Below are 19,020 nucleotides of genomic sequence, written 5' to 3' on the forward strand. Positions count from 1 at the left end.
TTGATGTTGGGTGCTGGTGTTGCGATTTATTTCTTAACTCGCAAGCGTAGGACAATATAGTTTTTGTAATTAGAAGCTAGTATTTATTGATAAACCTCCCTTTAACAGGGAGGTTTATTTTTGCGCATTATAAGGTACTAATATAAGGCTGTAATGAGATTTGCGTAAAAATAACACATAAAGTACAATGGTGTGATATGCAACGAACCAAGTTGCAATTTTATCACGGAGGAACCATGATCCGAACACTAACTTATAGGTTTTCATCAATGCGAAAGATTTGGAAAGCTAACTTTGCGCTCTTTTTATTGTTGGTATTAGCGATTGGAATGTTGCCTTCATATGCTGGGGTTAATACTAAAACTAGTAGTGCTAAGGCTTTTGCTAGTGGTGATTGTGGAGCGAGAATTGCTGTTAGCCTGGATCGTTCTTCCTCAATTGGCGTTAGCGAGTTTGGTGGATCTCAAGCAAATGTTGACACAATTAAAAGAGGCGTAACATTATTAAATAATTCTATTATTGGTCCTGATTCTTATACTGATTATTATACTTTTGCTTCTGCATCTAGACGTGTTAATACTGGTGGCTGGTTTAATCTTAAAGATCAGACTGCTTCTAACTGGCAGAATCAGATAGTTAGTGGTGTGAAGTTTAAAACTGGTGCTACCAACTATTCTTCTGGTGATCTTTATGATGATGGTCTAGCTGCTAACTCTGAAGGTCTTACTAACTGGGAAGGTGCTATAACAAATATACTTTCTTCTCGTCAAGATCCTTTTCCTGATGCAATTATTATGTTTACTGATGGTGAACCAACTACTAATAACGCAGAGACAAGAGCTGCTGTAGCTGCTGGCGGCACTTACACTGCTGCTGGCATTCCTAATGCTGATGGTACAGATCCAGATGATCTTGCTGCTGCTTATAATGCTGCTGATTTTGCTCGCGCTGCTGGTGTTCGTGTGATTCCTGTTGCTATTGGTGATTTTTCTGGAGATAATTATTCACATCTTGTTCGTCTTGCTGGTGGAGGAAAAGTTTATACATCTAGGAGTCTTAATGATCTAGGTAATTTATTAAAGCTAGCTGCTGCGGATGTTTGTAAAACTCCTACCCGTTTAGCATTTAGTGCTTTTGAGAAAACTGCTCCTGGTACTTTTGTTAATCGTTCTATTCCAATAACTATTACTGGTCCAGCTGCTGGAACAGTAACTACTACTGGTGATCCTTTAAACCCATGGGCAACAAAAACTTTCAATACTGCTACTGATTGGGACATGCGTGCACGTGCTGGTATTCCTGCTGGCTATCATCCTATATCTGAGCGATGCGAACGTGATAAATGGGATGGCAAAGCACCAATACTTGCTGAAGCGGGAGACTCTGTTGGAGTTAACGGCCAAATATTAATCCAAAACCAAAAACCAGGTGGTACAACATACTGTGAATTCGTATACGAAAAAAATCCAGTAATACCTGTTTCAACAGTAGGTGTGAGAATAATGGTCAAAGGATCTAACGGTTCTTTAAGTCCTTATGCTGGAACAGTAAATCTTAATGCTACAAATATATTTCAAGGTAACGTAACTACTATTTCAAGTGGAGATGGATACGTTGTTAAATCCGGAAAGCCAACTACTAAATTTAGTGCTGATTTGAGTATTGCAAATAACATTCCTAATAATTACCGAGTTATCTCAGGTGACAAATGTGTAGCTCTAGGTTCGAGCACGCCACTAAATGATTCTGAATCTGCGAAAGATAAAATTTCAACATCTAATTTAGCACCTGGTTCTAATACTCGATGCGAATTTATTATTGAACTTTTACCAGCAAAACCAGCTGCGCTATCAATAATTAAAAAAGTTAATGGTCAAGATGCTCCGGTATCAAATCCTGTTCAAGTAAGAATTGGCGACAAACTTATTTATAGTTTTGATATTAAAAATATTGGACAAATTCCAGTAAAAAATATAAACCTAACAGACTCTACTTTAACTTCAAAAAGAAGTGATGCTCTTGCAGACTGCGTTAGCTCTCTAAATGGCAGGGTATTAGCAGTTAATGAAACGTTTACCTGTAATTCTCGCGAGATAACAGTACCTACTGATTCTCCGAAAACAGTTAAAAATATAGCTATTGCTAATGGTACTGGCGTTGTTTTGCCTGGACAAAGTCCATCTAATCCTGCACAGGTTCAAGATGATGCAAATATAAAAATTATTAAACCAATCGTAACTATTGACAAAAAAGTTAATCCGTCAGTTTTATCATATGACGGTCAGACAGTAACTTATACAATTACGGCTAAAAACACAGGTGATGCTAGTTACGAAGGAACAATTACTGACAGCCTATTTGGTTTGTCTAAGACTGTATCTATAGAACCAAATAATGGAAGTATAACAATAACACTTGTTGGTAAATTTGATTTAGCTAATAGGTCAATTACTTTCTTGAAATCACAAAACAATGATTTGTCTTCTAACAAGACTGTATCAATCTCAAACAACTCTTTGATCAATACAGCTTGTATTAAAGAGGTTAATATTTGTGATAACGCAACTATAGACGTTGCTGATTTATCAATAACTAAAACAGCTGTTCCAACTAACTTAATTGTTACACAAAATGGAAAGTATGTAATTTCTATAAAGAATACAGGAAAAGCTTTATTAAACAACACTGTAATCAAGGACGATACCTTAAAAGCATTATTTGCAAGTGCAAATGATGGTGTTAATAATAATGTTAAAACTCAGTACTCTATAACTGATCCAGGTGTCTTTTGTGACAAAGTACAAAACGATATACTTGAAATTGGTGAAACATGTACAGTTAATATTAACTACACTATGACTGAAAAACTCTATAAAGAAATTAAAGGTACATCTCAGTCCAATACAGTCACTTTTGCTAATACTGCAAGTGTAAATGCAAAAACAGTAATTGATGGACAATCGCTAACTCGTCAAGATGATGCGACCATTACAGTAACAGCAACACCGTCATTGACTATTAATAAGAAAGTTTCTGAGAAGGTAGTAACAAAAGCTGGCGATACTGTTACTTATACTATTACTGTTAAAAATACTGGTACTGGTGACGCAACTAATGTAACAGTTTATGAACGTGGCCTCGGAGTAAATTTTGGTCCATTTAATATTAATGCTGGACAAAAAGTTGTAATAAATGTTGTTGCTACTTATGATGGTAATAATACACTGACGTTTACAAGAGATAATCAAGTTATTGCAACAAAACAATTCACTGATGGTAAATTTAAAAATATCGCGTGTCTGTCACCAACTGGTACGGTACCTTGTTCTCCTGAAGTAACTGTTTATGAGCCAGGTCTAAAATTAGACAAGTCGGCAAATGCGACAACATATAGTATCAACGATAATGTTATATATACATTTAAGTTAACAAATACTGGTGCTACAGCGCTTGGAAACGTCAAACTTAATGACAATACTATCCCTACATTATTTACTTCAGCGGGAGAATCAAATCCGCCAAAGACTTCATTTATCACTTCAGATTTTTCTGGTGATACTAATAATAATGGCCTCTTGGATCTAAGCGAAACTTGGACTGTTAACGCTACATTTAAGATGACACAAAAACTCTCATCTTATATTGAATCACATGACTCAAATGCACAATTAGCAGGTGCACAATTTAAGAATATTGCTATTGCTAAAGCTGATGTTGTAGTTCCAGGAACAACTACACCAGATACTACAAAACCAGTTGGTCCAGTACAAGATGATGCTGAAATTACAGTGAATCTCAATCCCGGTTTAGAAGTAACTAAAGCTACATCTAAGACAGTTGCGGTTGACGGTGATACATATACCTATACAATAACTGTGAAAAATATTGGAACTTCTAAATTAAATAATGTTATTGTCAAAGATAACAATGTTGGATTTAATACTACAATTTCCACACTTGCTGTTGGCGAAACAAAAACATTTGTAATTGACGCATCGGTTAGAGGAAATACTATTACGTTTAAATACAACGGCACACTTACTTCTAAAACTGGAACATTCGATGCTAGCGGTAGATTCGTTAACGTTGCGTGTGCGGAATCAGGAGATGTTGCAGATTGTTCTCCAGAGGTACTTGTTAAGACACCTAAGATAACGTTAGAAAAAACAGTTAAAGGTAATTCAACAATTCGTGTGGGCGAAACAATCACATACCAATTTATTGTTACAAATGTTAATGAAGTCCCTATTAAAGACTTAGTTATAACAGATGAAACCTTAAAGACACTATTTGGTCTTTCTGGTATTCCAACTATTAACATTGATAATTCTAAGCTTGGCACTGATGGAGTCTTAACTAAAGACGAAAAATCACAGGTTGTAGAATATACGACACCTGTTGTTACATCGGCTATCGCTGCTAAATTTATAAATAATAAATTTACAAACATTGCTATAGTTAATGGTAAAGCAGTGCTTGACGATGGATCAACAAAAGCTGTAAAACCAGCTCAAGACGATGCTGTTGTAAACTTAGAATTACAAACTAGTTGGACATTTAATAAAGTTGCAGATAACCATGTAGCTCGTCCAGGCGACACTATTACATATAGCTTCACTGTAAAAAATACTGGTGAAACTACTATTCCGAGTATTACAATTACAGATAATACAATTGCTAAGACAATTGTCGTTGCTGGCCCGATTGCACCTGGTGCAACTAAAACAGCTACTACAACATATGTTTTACCAGCAAATTACACTGGAACAAACTTTGTTAATGTTGCTAATGCTTGTATCACAGGCACAACTGATTGTAAGCCAGGTACAGACAAAGTACTTGTACCTAAGGTTCAACTCGATAAAAGTGGACCAGCAGTTGCAATGGCTGGTGACAAAGTTACATATAAATTTGTTGTAAAAAATATTGGTGAAACAGACTTAACTAACATAGTTATAACTGATCAAGCATTAAGTACATTATTAGGTAAAGAAGTTAAAATCTCTGTACCTGGTATATTAAAGCCAGGTGAAAGTTCATCTATCATAAATTACGATGCGACATTCCCTGCAAACTTTAGTGGAAAATCATTTAAGAATGTAGCTATTGTCACAGCGATTCCATTAAATCCTAAGACGAACATTCCAGAAACAGATAAGCCAGTGACTGATGACGATGATCACACTATATTATTTGCCCAATGGCATGCAACTAAAACTGCGGATAAGATTGCAGTTAAACCAGGTGAAACTATCAATTACATAATCACTGTGTATAACGATAGCGACGTTGCTTTAACCGATGTTGAAGTTAGCGACCCTACTATTGGTTTCCCAGCGGATGGTAAGCCAGTAAAAGTTAATATACCTGCGAATTCGAAAGTTGAAATTCCGGCTTCATACGTTGTACCTGTGAATTATGTAGGAAATACGTTCAAGAACGTAGCTCTTGTTTGTGTACCACGAACTGGTCAAGATGCTAACTGTGAAAAGCCAACAGTTGAAGTTCCAGTAGTTAAATTAACAATTGTTAAATCTGCTGATAAGAAACAAGTGCTTGTTGGCGACGAAGTAACATTCTCTTTCGATGTTACTAATAACTCAACAATCGATCTAAAGAATGTAAGAGTAGTCGACTCAAAAGTAAATTTTGACGAAATAATTACTCTTCTTAAAGCAGGTCAAAAAGTAACAATCAAAGCTACTAATAAATATATTGTCACAGAAGCTGATCTAGAAGCAGAGAAGTTAACAAATATTGTTAGTGCATGTGCAGTTATACCAGGCCGTGATATATCTGATGCTTCAGATTGTACCCCATCATCTAGTGGAGTTTGTATTGAAAAAGCAGATACAGTTTGCGATGATGACGAGATAACAATCCCTGTTATCAGTCCTTCCATCTCGATCGTTAAATCTGCTGATCAAACAACTGCAAGTGTTGGCGATACTGTGAACTATAGCTTCGTAATAACTAATACTTCAAAGATAGAAATCAATGATATAACTGTTACTGATAATGTCTTAGGTGATCTTGGTGCAATTGAAAAATTAGCTCCAGGTGCTTCAGTTACTAAAACAATTGCTTATGTTGTGCCGGCAGGAATACCACAAGGTATTCTTAGAAACGTTGCTAGCGCTTGCTTTGCATCTCCAGTAGTTGTGAATAATTGTGATAGTGATGATCACGTACTTAGTATCACAGAAGTACTAGGTCAAAATATCACAAGAATTTCACCTTCAGGAATGCTTGCTTATACTGGTTCAACATCAGATTATATATTGCGAACTGTACTTTGGTTAATGCTCCTAGGTTCTACTTTCGTAATGTTTGCATTCAGAAAGAAGAGAACTGTATAATAAAACTATTTTGTCGTTATTTACTAACAGTACAATTAATTAAATGGAGCCGAGCAATCGGCTCCATTTTTTATACTTCATCCATTACGAGAAGGCTAAGTGAAACGAGAAATATAGTCAAATATTTAGATCCCTCGACTACACTCAAAATGATAAATCGATATAAACTATAAAAATGGATTTTGATCAACTATCATCACTGAGTGGGGAACTTACATCACTCGAAGATTCTGTGTCTGCATTATATGCGAGTGGCGATATTGATGAAGCTAATAAAATATCTAAACGCATATCTGACTTAAGACCAGTAGTAGAAGCATACGCACGATACGAGAATGCAAAAAATGAAGTATCTGGAGCTCGTGAACTTTTAGAAACTGAAAAAGATAATGATATGCGTGAATTTCTGAATGATGAAATAGAGAGTAAAAAAACTGTACTTGAAGATATTGAAGCAGAACTAAAAGAATTATTGCTACCTAAAGACCCTAATGATGGACGCAATGTAATCATTGAAATTCGTGGTGGTGAAGGTGGAGAAGAAGGCAACCTTTGGGCTAGCGACCTTTATAAAATGTATTCAAAATTTTGCGAAAGACACAATTTTAAAATCGAAATTATAGACGCAATGGAATCCGCAAATGGTGGATATACGAATTTAACTTTTTTGGTTAAAGGTGATGACGCATGGAGCCAATTCAAATTTGAAGGCGGGCCTCATCGAGTACAGCGAGTACCTCAGACAGAGACACAAGGCAGAGTGCATACTTCTGCGGCTACAGTAGCTGTACTTCCAGAAGCCGGCGAAGTTGATATTCAGATAGACTTAAATGATGTAGATATAGATGTATATAGAAGTTCAGGACCTGGTGGTCAGTCTGTAAATACAACAGACTCTGCAGTACGACTTACACATAAGCCAACAGGACTAGTTGTAACTTGTCAAGATCAGAAAAGTCAGATAAAGAATAGGGAACAAGCATTCAAAGTTTTACGTGCTCGTCTACTTGCTTTTGAGCAAGAAAAAGCTGCAGCTGAATTAGGTGAAGCTCGTTCTAGTCAAGTTGGAAGTGGTGGTCGAGGTGAAAAGATTCGTACATATAATTATAAAGATAATCGCATAACTGATCACCGTATTGGACTAACACAGTACAACTTAGACCGAGCATTAGAGGGTGATTTAGATTCTGTCGTCGACGCACTCCGCGCTTTTGAACGTTCAGAACAATTATCACAAAGTGTCACTAGTTAAACGTGGTTAGTTATTCGCAATTGCAAAAAGATATTGTATCGAAACTAAAGATCATTAATAATTCTGACGACGTTCGAGATTTTGAAGCAAGGCTAATAATAGAAAATGTAACAGGTTTAAATTATTCAGAGATGATAATCAACGATCATGATATCGATATAAATATAGACAATAATATTAACTCAATTATTTCGAAAAGAAATACAGGCAAGCCTCTGGCATATATTTTAGGTCATTCTAATTTTTATGGTTTAGAATTTAACGTTGATGATAGAGTATTAATTCCAAGGAGTGAAACTGAAGAGCTTGTAAAAAAAGCTATTGATATACTGAAAAACCAGGAATATCAACCTCAAATGGTTATAGATATAGGAACGGGGTCTGGTGCAATTGCAGTAGCTCTTGCTTGTAATGTAAGAAATTTAGAAGTTTTAGCGATTGATATATCTAGTGATGCATTAGAACTAGCTCAAGAGAATTATAAAAGTAATACAGGTAAAATGTATGAAAACTCGATAATTAAATTTTTAAAAAGTGATTGTTTTAATAATTTAGATCGTTCTCTATTAGAAAAATTCGATCTTATTATTTCAAATCCTCCTTATATCGCCAAGGATGAAGAAGATACTCTAGATGATAGTGTTAAACAATATGAACCACATATCGCATTATTTGCCCATGATGAGGGATTTGCAGTTTATGAAAAAATAATAATCGAATCAGTTAATTGGCTAAAACCAGGTGGATTTTTAATATTAGAGATTTCGCCACGTCATACAAAAAATATAAAAGATTTTATAAACAGCTGCGAATATTCTGAATTAAAAATATTCGAAGATCTTTCAAAACGTGATCGAATTTGTGTTGCAAAAATGCCTGGTTAGTCTTTGTCGAGCTCAGCCATAAATCCATGATCGATTGCCATCCACAAAGTATGTGAGTATGGGTAACCAAATATGGGCATAAAAATAGCTATAGGTAATAGTGCTAAAATTATAGGAACAACAGCAATGTTGGGTGATGTGACAACTAGTCCAATAACTAAGCCTAATACTATTACTGTTGACGTTAAAGCTACATTCAAAGCCATTGCGCCGGTCCAATAGCCAGGTTCTTTATCAAAAAGTAAGTCACATTTAATACAATTTTTTCGTATATTAAAATATTTTATATGAGTTTTATGTGATCCACATCGAGGACAGGCGCCTGTTATTCCTCGAATTAAAAAGGTTAGTTTAGATTTAGGAAATTCATATTTTGTCATATGGATGATTATTTTACTCTCCTATCAGTCTAGAATGCTCATTAATGGGTGGATATGCAATTGTACTTTCAGTGGTAGTTTTAACAACGTTTGGTGTAACACCTATACTCGCTCGGATTGCATATAAAGTCAATGCAATAGCGTATCCTACAGCAAGAAGTGTGCACACTAAGCCAATGCCGCTTATTGGTGGAATTGCAATGATTTTTGGTCTAATGGCGGGGCTATTAACAGCTATGAGTCTTGATCAATTTGATAATATGTTTAAATCATCCACAGAGCCATTGGCTTTAATTTTGGCAGCAGGGGTAATCACATTTGTTGGATTTATTGATGATATCAGAGAAGTTTCTCCTCCCGCAAAAGTAGCCGGTCAAGTTCTAGCTGGCTCAATAATGAGCTTACTTGGTTTAACGATGTTATATTTTCGTGTACCATTCGCAAGTTTTGATTATATTGTATTGTCAAAAGATATTGCACCTATATTTACAATAGTTGCAGTAGTTATATTAGCTAACGCAATAAATCTTATCGATGGACTAAATGGATTAGCCGCGGGTATATGTGTAATTGCAGGGAGTGCATTATTTTTGTATTCGGATCGATTATTTAAAGCTGGACTTTTGGAAGGTTCAAACCTTGGGCCACTAATTGCAATAATTACGGTTGGTTTAGGTTTAGGCTTTTTGCCGTGGAACTTTTTTAAACCAATAACATTTATGGGTGATTCTGGAGCATTATTATTAGGTTTATTGATGGCTGCTTGTACAATTAGCGTTGGTGGTAGGGTAGCCGATCAATTCTCTGGTCAAACATATTTCTTTTATGCGCCATTATTTATTCCTTTAGTAATTCTAGGTGTTCCATTAGCAGATACTTTCTTTTCAATTATTAGACGGATAATCAAAAAGCGCTCTTTTTCTGTAGCCGATAAAGATCATATGCATCATCGTTTAATGCGATTAGGGCATGGCCCGAGGAGAACTGTCGTAATACTGTGGTTGTGGACTGCACTACTGTCTGTGATTGTATTGGTGCCAACATATAGTAATGGTACTGGTAATAGCGTAATTCCTTTTGCCATACCAGCATTAGGACTTATATTGTTTGCATTCTTCTCGCCGGCTCGAAATCAAGTTAATAAAGAGGATGAATTGGCACGTTCACAAAGAAAAAGGTCTGGTTTAACTTCGAAATTTAGAAAATAGCATTAATATTTTCTCAAACATTCGAAAATAGTGCTTAAATCCGGTAAAACGATCTTGATATAGCTGATCTACGATGTTATTATAAGCTAGTGGGGAGAAATGCGCCAAATATACCTTATCGTAGGCTAGCTGCTGCACTGGCAGTACTAGCTACTTCCGCTGTCGTAACGAGCTCTAAAGCTGACGTACCACCACCAGATGAAGTTTCGGCACCACTATTAGATGCTAGAAATACATCACCTAGTTCTTTAAGTAGTGAAACTACAACATTTACAAAAGCACAATGGCGAAGTGCCACAATACCTGTACACTTCACTAAAAGTGATGGATCAATTGCATCGGGCACCGCATTTTTCTTTACAGAACCTGGTACAAATAAAATTCTTATCGGTTCAGTGGGCCATGTCGTCAATGACGAAGTGAACAATGCATTAAAACAATTAGAAAAAGAGCGTTGCAAAGAGACAGGTAAATCATCTGATTGTGTTACTTCGTCTTTCGCTTTCTCTGACTCTGTGCCAGGTACAACAACTATTGATTTAGGTCTATATTTCGGTGAGATGGATATTTCTCAATTTGTAAGAGCTAGTAAATATTTTAAAGATAATCCGACTTCAATTACGGCAGGATCTGATGGAATTGTTAAAGATCATGATGGGTTTTTTATATCGACACCCACTGGAGAAGTCGAAGAACAGATAAAACAATTAATAAAAAGTGGGCAATTTGTGGCGCCAGAACTAGCCCCGACTGGGATATCGTCACTTAAATTCGATAACGCACGGAATAACCCTGATCCCGATTTTGATGGTGCCACACCTATTCAGCCTATAACTTTTACATTACCTTCGCTTGGTAAGCCAGTTGATATGAGATTCGTAAGCATTGGAGACACTCCGATGAAAGTAGTCCCGAAAGATATAATCTCAGTTGTACCAACTGAAGTAGCCAAGGAAATGCTCGATGATAATGGTGACCTATGGTCCACCGTAGATGCAACGAATAAAAAAGGCGTAGAAGTTAGTACAAGCCCATTATCATACCCAGATATAACTGGACATGGTGACAACACATTTACTGTGGCAGGCGTTGGAATAACAGGTGGGCCTATATGTCATGGAGAAAGCGGAACACCATTCTTTCATGATGGCAAAATTGTCGGCATTTTAACTATTGCAGCAGGAAATCAGAAACCATTACAACAGCAAAGGTCTAATATTCCTGAGCAATTTTCTCAAGAACAATCGGCATTAGCTTTTTATGCAAAACAAACAAAATGTTCTGTTGCTGGAGGGTTATTAGCACTTTAAATCATGTATTAATTCAAGCATTTTGATTGTGTATTTGAGATTGTATGGAATATAGAACCTCCAATTACACTATAAATCTCAAGGTCAATTAAACTCGTTGGTTCATGAAACTTATACCTGATTTAACAAAATTTGTTAACAAAACTACGGCATCTCCAAAAGATAATATTCATTCTTTAGAACTTGTACTTACTGTTGTTATTTTTGTGCTATTAGGTAGATTTTTAGACTCTAAGTTTGATACGAAGTATCTCTTAACGATTTCTGGAACGTTTTTGGGATCATGTGGGGCATTTGCATCAGCATATTATCGTTATATGGAAATATCGAAACGTCAAGACAAAGATAAAGTATATACACGAAAAACCGAGAAGAAATCTATAGAAATAATTGAAGAAAAAGAAGAACTAATAGTACCGAAAGGCTATGGTCAAGATGAATAGCGAATATTCGGTAAACAATTCAGAAACACAAAGTTATATCCCCCAAGGTGATGAACTCAATTCGCTAGAAGTAGATATAGCTAAAGATATAGCTAAAAAAGCTCTATTACTTTTTGTTCCAGTTGCAATAGGGGTCTATTTTATTGATAAATTTCATAGTGTTGCTGGTTTAGCACTAGCTACATTATTGGTAGTTATGAATTTATTTTTTGCAGCATTAATAGCAAAGATATGTTCAAAATTAGGCCCAAATGCGTTTCTAGCAGGGGCTCTTTTTGGCTTTACTACTAGGCTGATACTGGTATTCGTTGCAGCACTAATTATCAAACAAATCACTTATATTGACTTTGCTACGTTCTTGTTAGCTGTTGCTATTGGGCACTTAGTATTGTTAATGGTTGAAATGAAACAAATTAGTTTTTCTTTATCGAGCCCCGGTGTGAAATCTAAGTCCAAAATGAAATAGATTGTTAGCAAATAAATCGTTAAATTAAAAAATCGCACTCAGAGTTTTGGTTGTGATCCCACCAAAGAGGAGAAAAATAAGTGACATTTGCCGCTCTATTTCCGCATGGTATTTCTGAACTTTTCAATTGGAAAGGAATATTCTTTGATGGTACACCTTTTGAAATAAACAAGACAGTCATTATGGTTTTCGTATCAGTAGCTATATGTTTTTACATGTTCATAGTTGGTGGACGGAAAAAAGCCTTGATACCAGCAACTGCACAAAGTGTTGCTGAAATTGGTTATGAATTTGTTCAAAAGAATATTTCAGAAGAAATCATGGGTGAAGATGGACGTAAATGGACTCCATTTTTAGGAACTATGTTTTTCTTTTTGTTTTTTGTAAATATCTGGTCAATAATTCCACCAATCATTTACCCAGCAACTTCGCGAATAGCTATTCCTCTCGTACTTTCCTTGGTTTCGTATTGTATTTTTATAGGGGTCGGTTTCTATAAACAAGGACCACTATATATCCTTAAAGCCATTTTTCCTCCAGGTGTGCCGAAGCCTGTTTATATCTTTATTGCACCTATTGAGTTTATTTCTAAATTCGTAGTTAGACCAATGTCATTAGCCATTCGACTTTTTGCGAACATGTTCGCAGGTCATATATTGATTACACTTTTTACAATTATGGTTGCTGAACTAGTTGCTCACAAATCTGGTATATATCAAGTTCCACTAGCTATAGTTCCATTTTTGGGTCTAACATTTATTACCATTTTTGAAATCCTCGTGGCTTTCTTACAGGCGTACATATTTACAACATTAACTGCTGTATATATTGCCGAATCCTCTTCGGAGGAGCACTAAGTCTTAAAAGATTTTGATAAAACAATCAGAATCTTAAAGAAACATCTAAAAATAAAAGGAGAACAAATTGAAAAATCTCATACTCGCTGCAGTCGAAGGTGACCTAACAACTGGCTTGAAATCTATTGGTTTCGGTATAGCTGCTATAGGACCAGGTGCTGGTATTGGTATTATGACAGGTAACGCTGTACAAGCAATGGCTCGTCAACCAGAAATGGCCGGACAGGTAAGAACCACTATGTTCTTGGGTATAGCTTTTGCTGAAGCTCTTGCACTTTTCGGATTCGCACTTTACTTCATCTAAATATTTACAATTAGGGTCTGTACCTCGACCGAACTTGCGAGGACAGGTGCGACCCTCCTCAATAATCAACTGATTATAACAGGGAACACTAAAAGGAGACTTAAAATGCGCAGAACCCATAGGGTACGCTTTGCACTCATAACATTATCCGTGCTTATAGGTGTAGTATTAGTTCCTTCATCGGCATATGCTAGTGAAGGTGCCGGAGAGCACGAAAAATGTATTGCTGATATAGCTGCAAAAGTGCAAAAGAAAGAAATTTCTGATGCGGAAGCCGAGAAAGAAACAACAGATTGCTTTTCAGCTCCCTCACCAATAGTTCCTGCGACTAATGAATTAATTTGGGGCTCAGCAGCATTCTTATTAGTTGCAGTTGGGTTGATGAAATTCGGTTTCCCTGCTGTTAAAAAAGGTATAGCTGGCCGTGAAGAAAAAATTCGTGGAGATCTAGCGTCAGCAGAATCATCAATGCAAGAAGCTGCAAATAAATCAGCAGAATTCGATGCGAAATTGGCAGATGCTAAAAATGAGGCTGCAAAAATAATTGATGAAGCTAAAGAACAAGCATTGCTTGTTAAAGCAGATTTAATTAAAAAAGCTGAATCTGAAGCTGCATCAATACGTGAGAAAGCAAACAATGATGCAAAATCTACTGCTTCTCGTGCAATGGATGACATACAAAATCAAGTTGCTTCACTAAGTGTTGACTTGGCCGAAAAATTGGTCAAGAAAAACCTAGATCGCGATACACAAATTGCGCTTGTTAATTCTTATATAGAAGAACTTTCTAAAAACTAAAATAACGTTAGGTCTAAAATGAGTGAAAAAGTTAAGGCATATGCAAAGGCTTTAGTTTTAATTGGTCGTGCAGAGAATCGTCTTGCAGATATTGAAGATGAACTATTTCAATTTGCGACGATATTGAAATCTAATGACCAACTAAGACTTACTTTAAATGATGCAAATATTGCTATAGAACAAAGAATTGCTGTTATCGATACTATTTTAGAAGGTAAAGCACTAAATGCAACCAAAGGAATTATTTCTATGTTGGTAGCAAGTGAGCATACTGGCTTAATTGATGAGATCGTTGATGCTTTTGTTCAAGAAGCAGCAAAAACTCGCTCAAAAGAAGTTGCAACTATCAGAACTGCTATTGCACTAGATGACGAAACAATAGCGAAAATAGCAAAAGCTTTAAGTAAAACTACTGGAAAAGATCTAGATGTAAAAGTAATTGTTGATGAATCTGTAATGGGCGGAATAATTGCAAATGTTGGAGATGAAATTATTGACGGATCTGTAAAATCTCGTCTAGCTAAATTAAAGGAAACTATCAATGGCTGAATTAACTATTAACGGTACAGATATAGCAAAAGCTATCGCTGATAAGGTATCTGCCTTTGATCCAAAAATAACACAAGCACGAATTGGTCGAGTCTTAGAGGTTGGTGACGGTATTGCGCGTGTTGCAGGTTTGCCACAAAGCGCTGTCAACGAAATTTTACAATTCGAATCTGGTATTTTAGGTTTAGCTTTAAACCTCGATGAAGAATCTATAGGTTGTGTTGTACTTGGTGAAGCTTCATCTATTGAAGAAGGTCAAAGTGTAAAAGCTACTGGACAAATTCTTTCAATACCTGTTGGTGATTCACTTATTGGTCGTGTTGTTAACGCACTAGGTGATCCTATTGATGGAAAAGGATCTTTGGGTGAAACTATTACTCGTCGTTTGGAAGTTCAAGCACCTGGAATTGTTTCTCGTCAACCTGTAGGTGAACCATTACAAACAGGTATCAAATCAATCGATGCTATGACACCTGTAGGTAGAGGTCAAAGACAACTGATTATTGGTGACAGAAAAACTGGTAAAACAACCATTGCTATCGATACGATCATTAACCAAAAAGGTTCTGGCGTTAAATGTATTTATGTTGCTATTGGTCAAAAAGGTTCAACTGTTTCTCAAACAGTTGCGACGCTTGAAGAACATGGCGCAATGGATTATACAGTTGTTGTTTGTGCTCCTGCATCTGACCAAGCAGTGTTTAAATATTTAGCTCCTTATGCTGGTGCTGCTATTGGCCAACACTGGATGGAAAACTCTGAACATGCTTTAGTAGTTTTTGATGACCTTTCAAAACAAGCTGAAGCATATCGTCAAATGTCTTTGTTGCTTCGTCGTCCACCAGGTCGTGAAGCATATCCTGGTGATGTTTTTTATCTACATTCTCGTTTGCTTGAACGTGCTGCGAAACTTAGCGATGAACTAGGTGGCGGTTCTTTAACTGCACTTCCAGTTATTGAAACTAAAGCTGGTGACGTTTCTGCTTTTATTCCTACTAATGTTATTTCTATTACTGACGGTCAGATTTATCTTCAAGATGATCTTTTCAAATCTGGAATCCGACCTGCTGTAGATGTTGGTATATCAGTTTCTCGTGTTGGTGGAGCTGCTCAAACTAAAGCTATGAAATCTGTAGCTGGTACTTTGAAACTAGACCTTGCACAATTTCGTGATTTAGAAGCATTCGCAACTTTTGGTTCTGAGCTTGACGCAGTTTCTAAACAACAATTAGAGCGTGGATATCGTTTAGTTGAACTATTAAAACAAAACTTGAACTCGCCTATGCCTATGGAAGAACAAGTAGTTGTAATCTTTGCTGGTACAAATGGTTATTTTGATGATATGAGTGTTTCTCATGTGAAACCTTTTGAGAGCTACTTGCTTGAATCTTTTAATACTAAATATTCAGCAATTCTTAAAGGTATTAAAAGTAGCGGTAAAATCGAAGATCAAAATGCCTTCGAAGACGCAGTAAAAGCATGTAAAGAAGAATACTTATTGAAGAATAATTTAAATAAACCAGAACCAGAAGCTGATGGTTCAGAAACTGATGCAGATCCTCTAGGTGAAGCAAAATCAGAAAAGGTATTAGCAACAGAATAAATTCTAAAAATGCAAGGTCCGTCCTTACTAGACGATTTATCCACATGTGGATAAAAATGATTGTAAAGACAGACCCTACAAAATAATAAGAGAAAGTAAATAAAGTGGCCGGTGGACAAGAGCGAATCTTAAAGCGCAGAATTAAGTCAATTCAATCGACTAAAAAAATTACTCGTGCTATGGAATTAATAGCTGCGTCCAGAATTAGAAAAGCTGAAGATAAAACTAGAGCTGCTACACCTTATGCGAATGCTCTAACAGAAGCTGTTAAAGATTTAGCAGCTGCATCTGGTGCGAATTCGATCAGTCCTTTACTTAAACCTCGTGAAGTTATAAAAAATGTTGCGCATATTGTGTGTGCGGCTGACCGCGGACTTTGCGGTGGCTATAACTATCAGATTATGCGGTCTGGCGAAGGTGAGATAAAAGAACAAAAAGATCAAGGTCGCGGTTACAAACTGTATACAGTGGGTAAAAAGACTCTTGGATATTTTCGTTATCGTAAATACGCAATAGAGGAAAGCTTTACTGGATTCTCTGAGCGTCCAACTTATGAAGATGCTGCTCGCATAGCCGATGTAGTTACAGCTGCTTATATTGCTGGTGAAATTGATGAAGCTCATATTATTTATACACGTTTTATTTCTACTGGATCACAAGAAGTTTTGGTGCGACCAATTCTTCCTTTAGATTCTGAATTACTACAAGGTGGTGATGCAAGACCTGAGGTTAAAGATGGTGTCGTTGCGCCCCAATACTCTTTTGAACCTAGCCCAGATAAACTACTTGATTCATTATTACCAACATATGTGCGAGCACGTATATATGCAGCGCTATTGAATGCTTCTGCAAGTGAATTAGCTTCGCGCCAACGAGCGATGAAATCTGCTACTGATAATGCAGAAGAACTAATCACGAATTTAACTCGAATAGCAAACCGTATTCGTCAAGAGTCAATAACTTCAGAAATTATGGAAGTTGTTAGTGGGGCAGAATCACTTCGAAAAGGACACAAAACTGGTCCTGAAATGATACTTGCTGAAAGTAATGAATATTTAACTGGTGCACAATCATGAGTGTATCAAGTGAGGGTCGTACCCGTAGCGTAAATGCATCGTGGAACAACACCAACTATAAAAATAAAGGAAAAGAATATGGCTTCTAAAACAGAAACAAAGCTCGAACTAAAAACAGGTCGTGTTGTTGCAATCGCAGGACCGGTTATTGACGTTGAATTTCCACCAGAATTTTTGCCAGAGATCAATACTGCTATTGAGGTAACTATTGAGCTAGATGATAAATCAACAGTTGTGACAGCAGAAGTTGCTCAACAAATTGGTGATGGGCGTGTTCGTGCTATTTGTATGTCTGCAACAGATGGTTTAACACGTGGTGCTATCGTAACCAATACAGGTCGTGGTATTTCTGTGCCTGTAGGTAATGGTGTTCTTGGACATGTATTTAATGTTCTTGGAAAGCCACTTGATATTGCTGAATCAGAATTGACAGATATTGACGAGCGATGGGATATTCACCGTAGTGCGCCAGACTTTGCTGATCTTGAACCAAAAGCTGAAATGTTTGAGACTGGAATTAAAGTTATAGACCTTCTAGAGCCATATGTTAAAGGTGGAAAGATTGGTCTTTTCGGTGGTGCTGGTGTTGGTAAAACGGTTCTGATTCTTGAGATGATTAACCGTGTCGCTACCCAACATGGTGGTGTATCAGTTTTTGCTGGAGTTGGCGAGCGTACTCGTGAAGGTACTGACCTTTGGTTAGAAATGCAAGAGAGTGGCGTTATTGAAAAAGCTGCACTGGTTTATGGCCAAATGGATGAACCGCCTGGTGTACGTCTTCGTGTTGCTCTTAGTGCTTTAACCATGGCGGAATATTTCCGAGATGTTAAGAATCAAGACGTTCTTTTATTCGTTGATAATATTTTCCGTTTCGTGCAAGCTGGTTCTGAAGTTTCTACTCTTCTCGGGCGTATGCCTTCTGCTGTTGGTTACCAACCTACATTGGCAGACGAGATGGGTAATCTTCAAGAGCGTATTACTTCAACAAGGGGGCGTTCTATTACATCTCTTCAAGCAGTATATGTTCCTGCAGATGATTACACAGACCCTGCTCCATTTACAACTTTCACTCACCTTGATGCTACAACCGAACTGAGCCGTCAAATAGCTTCACTAGGTATTTATCCTGCTGTAGACCCACTAGCATCTACCTCTAACATTCTTTCACCAGAAGTTGTTGGGGATCGTCATTATCAAGTTGCTTTGAGAGTGCAAGAAATATTACAACGATATAAAGAACTGCAAGATATTATTGCAATTCTTGGTTTAGATGAATTGAGCGAAGAAGATAAAATTACAGTATCTCGTGCACGTAAAATTCAGAGATTCTTATCTCAACCATTCTTTGTTGGTGAAGTTTTCACTGGTCTTAAAGGTGTTTATTGTACAACTCAAGAAACAGTTGAAAGTTTTGAAGCAATTACTAATGGTGATTTAGATCATTGTCCAGAACAAGCATTCTTCAATGTTGGTGGAGCTGAATCAGTATTGGCAAAGGCTAAGACTTTGAGTGAAAGCTAATAGATTAGGT

At 36.7% G+C, this 19,020-nt stretch carries 15 protein-coding genes; 14 read left to right on the top strand and 1 reads right to left on the bottom strand.

All coding sequences use genetic code 11. From position 1 onward, the window contains the following. Window positions 1-236: 236 nt before the first annotated feature. The 3 genes from KBF89_04605 (at window position 237) to prmC (ending at window position 8,495) form a co-directional block, all read left to right on the top strand. Window positions 237-6,359 carry a DUF11 domain-containing protein gene (locus tag KBF89_04605; GenBank protein ID MBP9115605.1) on the top strand — a complete coding sequence of 2,041 codons (6,123 nt, stop codon included), beginning with the start codon at window positions 237-239 and terminating at the stop codon, window positions 6,357-6,359. A gap of 175 nt (window positions 6,360-6,534) precedes the next feature. Continuing rightward, a complete protein-coding gene (gene prfA / locus KBF89_04610; protein MBP9115606.1) occupies window positions 6,535-7,611 on the top strand; it encodes a peptide chain release factor 1 in 1,077 nt (358 codons plus the stop codon). A gap of 20 nt (window positions 7,612-7,631) precedes the next feature. Next, window positions 7,632-8,495, top strand: coding sequence for a peptide chain release factor N(5)-glutamine methyltransferase (gene prmC, locus KBF89_04615; GenBank protein ID MBP9115607.1), 864 nt, complete (start codon window positions 7,632-7,634; stop codon window positions 8,493-8,495). Here the strand turns inward: prmC and KBF89_04620 are convergent. Next, window positions 8,492-8,875 carry a hypothetical protein gene (locus KBF89_04620; protein MBP9115608.1) on the bottom strand — a complete coding sequence of 128 codons (384 nt, stop codon included), beginning with the start codon at window positions 8,873-8,875 and terminating at the stop codon, window positions 8,492-8,494. The two genes, prmC and KBF89_04620, sit on opposite strands and share 4 nt — an antisense overlap. Window positions 8,876-8,919: 44 nt before the next feature. On the opposite strand from KBF89_04620, the gene KBF89_04625 reads away from it, so the two are divergent. The 11 genes from KBF89_04625 (at window position 8,920) to atpD (ending at window position 19,010) form a co-directional block, all read left to right on the top strand. After that, window positions 8,920-10,083, top strand: a complete 1,164-nt coding sequence (locus KBF89_04625) for an undecaprenyl/decaprenyl-phosphate alpha-N-acetylglucosaminyl 1-phosphate transferase (GenBank protein ID MBP9115609.1) — start codon at window positions 8,920-8,922, stop codon at window positions 10,081-10,083. Window positions 10,084-10,172: 89 nt separating this feature from the next. Next, on the top strand, window positions 10,173-11,393 hold the full coding sequence (locus KBF89_04630; GenBank protein MBP9115610.1) for a hypothetical protein: 1,221 nt from the start codon (window positions 10,173-10,175) through the stop codon (window positions 11,391-11,393). A gap of 104 nt (window positions 11,394-11,497) precedes the next feature. Beyond that, complete coding sequence (locus tag KBF89_04635; protein MBP9115611.1) at window positions 11,498-11,836, top strand: AtpZ/AtpI family protein; 339 nt, start codon at window positions 11,498-11,500, stop codon at window positions 11,834-11,836. Next, a complete protein-coding gene (locus KBF89_04640) occupies window positions 11,829-12,302 on the top strand; it encodes a hypothetical protein (GenBank protein MBP9115612.1) in 474 nt (157 codons plus the stop codon). Before KBF89_04635 ends, KBF89_04640 begins: the two co-directional genes overlap by 8 nt. Before the next feature lie 80 nt (window positions 12,303-12,382). Further along, a complete protein-coding gene (gene atpB, locus KBF89_04645; GenBank protein MBP9115613.1) occupies window positions 12,383-13,159 on the top strand; it encodes a F0F1 ATP synthase subunit A in 777 nt (258 codons plus the stop codon). Window positions 13,160-13,226: 67 nt separating this feature from the next. Beyond that, window positions 13,227-13,463, top strand: a complete 237-nt coding sequence (gene atpE, locus KBF89_04650; protein ID MBP9115614.1) for an ATP synthase F0 subunit C — start codon at window positions 13,227-13,229, stop codon at window positions 13,461-13,463. A gap of 105 nt (window positions 13,464-13,568) precedes the next feature. Next, window positions 13,569-14,261 (top strand): F0F1 ATP synthase subunit B, encoded by a 693-nt coding sequence (gene atpF / locus KBF89_04655; GenBank protein ID MBP9115615.1) that lies wholly within the window; start codon window positions 13,569-13,571, stop codon window positions 14,259-14,261. Window positions 14,262-14,279: 18 nt separating this feature from the next. Then, the gene (gene atpH, locus KBF89_04660) at window positions 14,280-14,810 is read left to right on the top strand and encodes an ATP synthase F1 subunit delta (protein ID MBP9115616.1); all 531 of its coding nucleotides are present in this window, start codon (window positions 14,280-14,282) and stop codon (window positions 14,808-14,810) included. Next, window positions 14,803-16,413 carry a F0F1 ATP synthase subunit alpha gene (gene atpA / locus KBF89_04665; protein MBP9115617.1) on the top strand — a complete coding sequence of 537 codons (1,611 nt, stop codon included), beginning with the start codon at window positions 14,803-14,805 and terminating at the stop codon, window positions 16,411-16,413. The genes atpH and atpA overlap by 8 nt, the downstream gene beginning before the upstream one ends. 104 nt (window positions 16,414-16,517) lie before the next feature. Then, the gene (locus KBF89_04670) at window positions 16,518-17,489 is read left to right on the top strand and encodes a F0F1 ATP synthase subunit gamma (GenBank protein ID MBP9115618.1); all 972 of its coding nucleotides are present in this window, start codon (window positions 16,518-16,520) and stop codon (window positions 17,487-17,489) included. Between the two features lie 78 nt (window positions 17,490-17,567). After that, on the top strand, window positions 17,568-19,010 hold the full coding sequence (gene atpD / locus KBF89_04675; GenBank protein ID MBP9115619.1) for a F0F1 ATP synthase subunit beta: 1,443 nt from the start codon (window positions 17,568-17,570) through the stop codon (window positions 19,008-19,010). Window positions 19,011-19,020 lie beyond the last annotated feature (10 nt).

The sequence above is a fragment of the Acidimicrobiia bacterium genome, from assembly GCA_018057765.1.
Classification (GTDB): domain Bacteria; phylum Actinomycetota; class Acidimicrobiia; order IMCC26256; family JAGPDB01; genus JAGPDB01.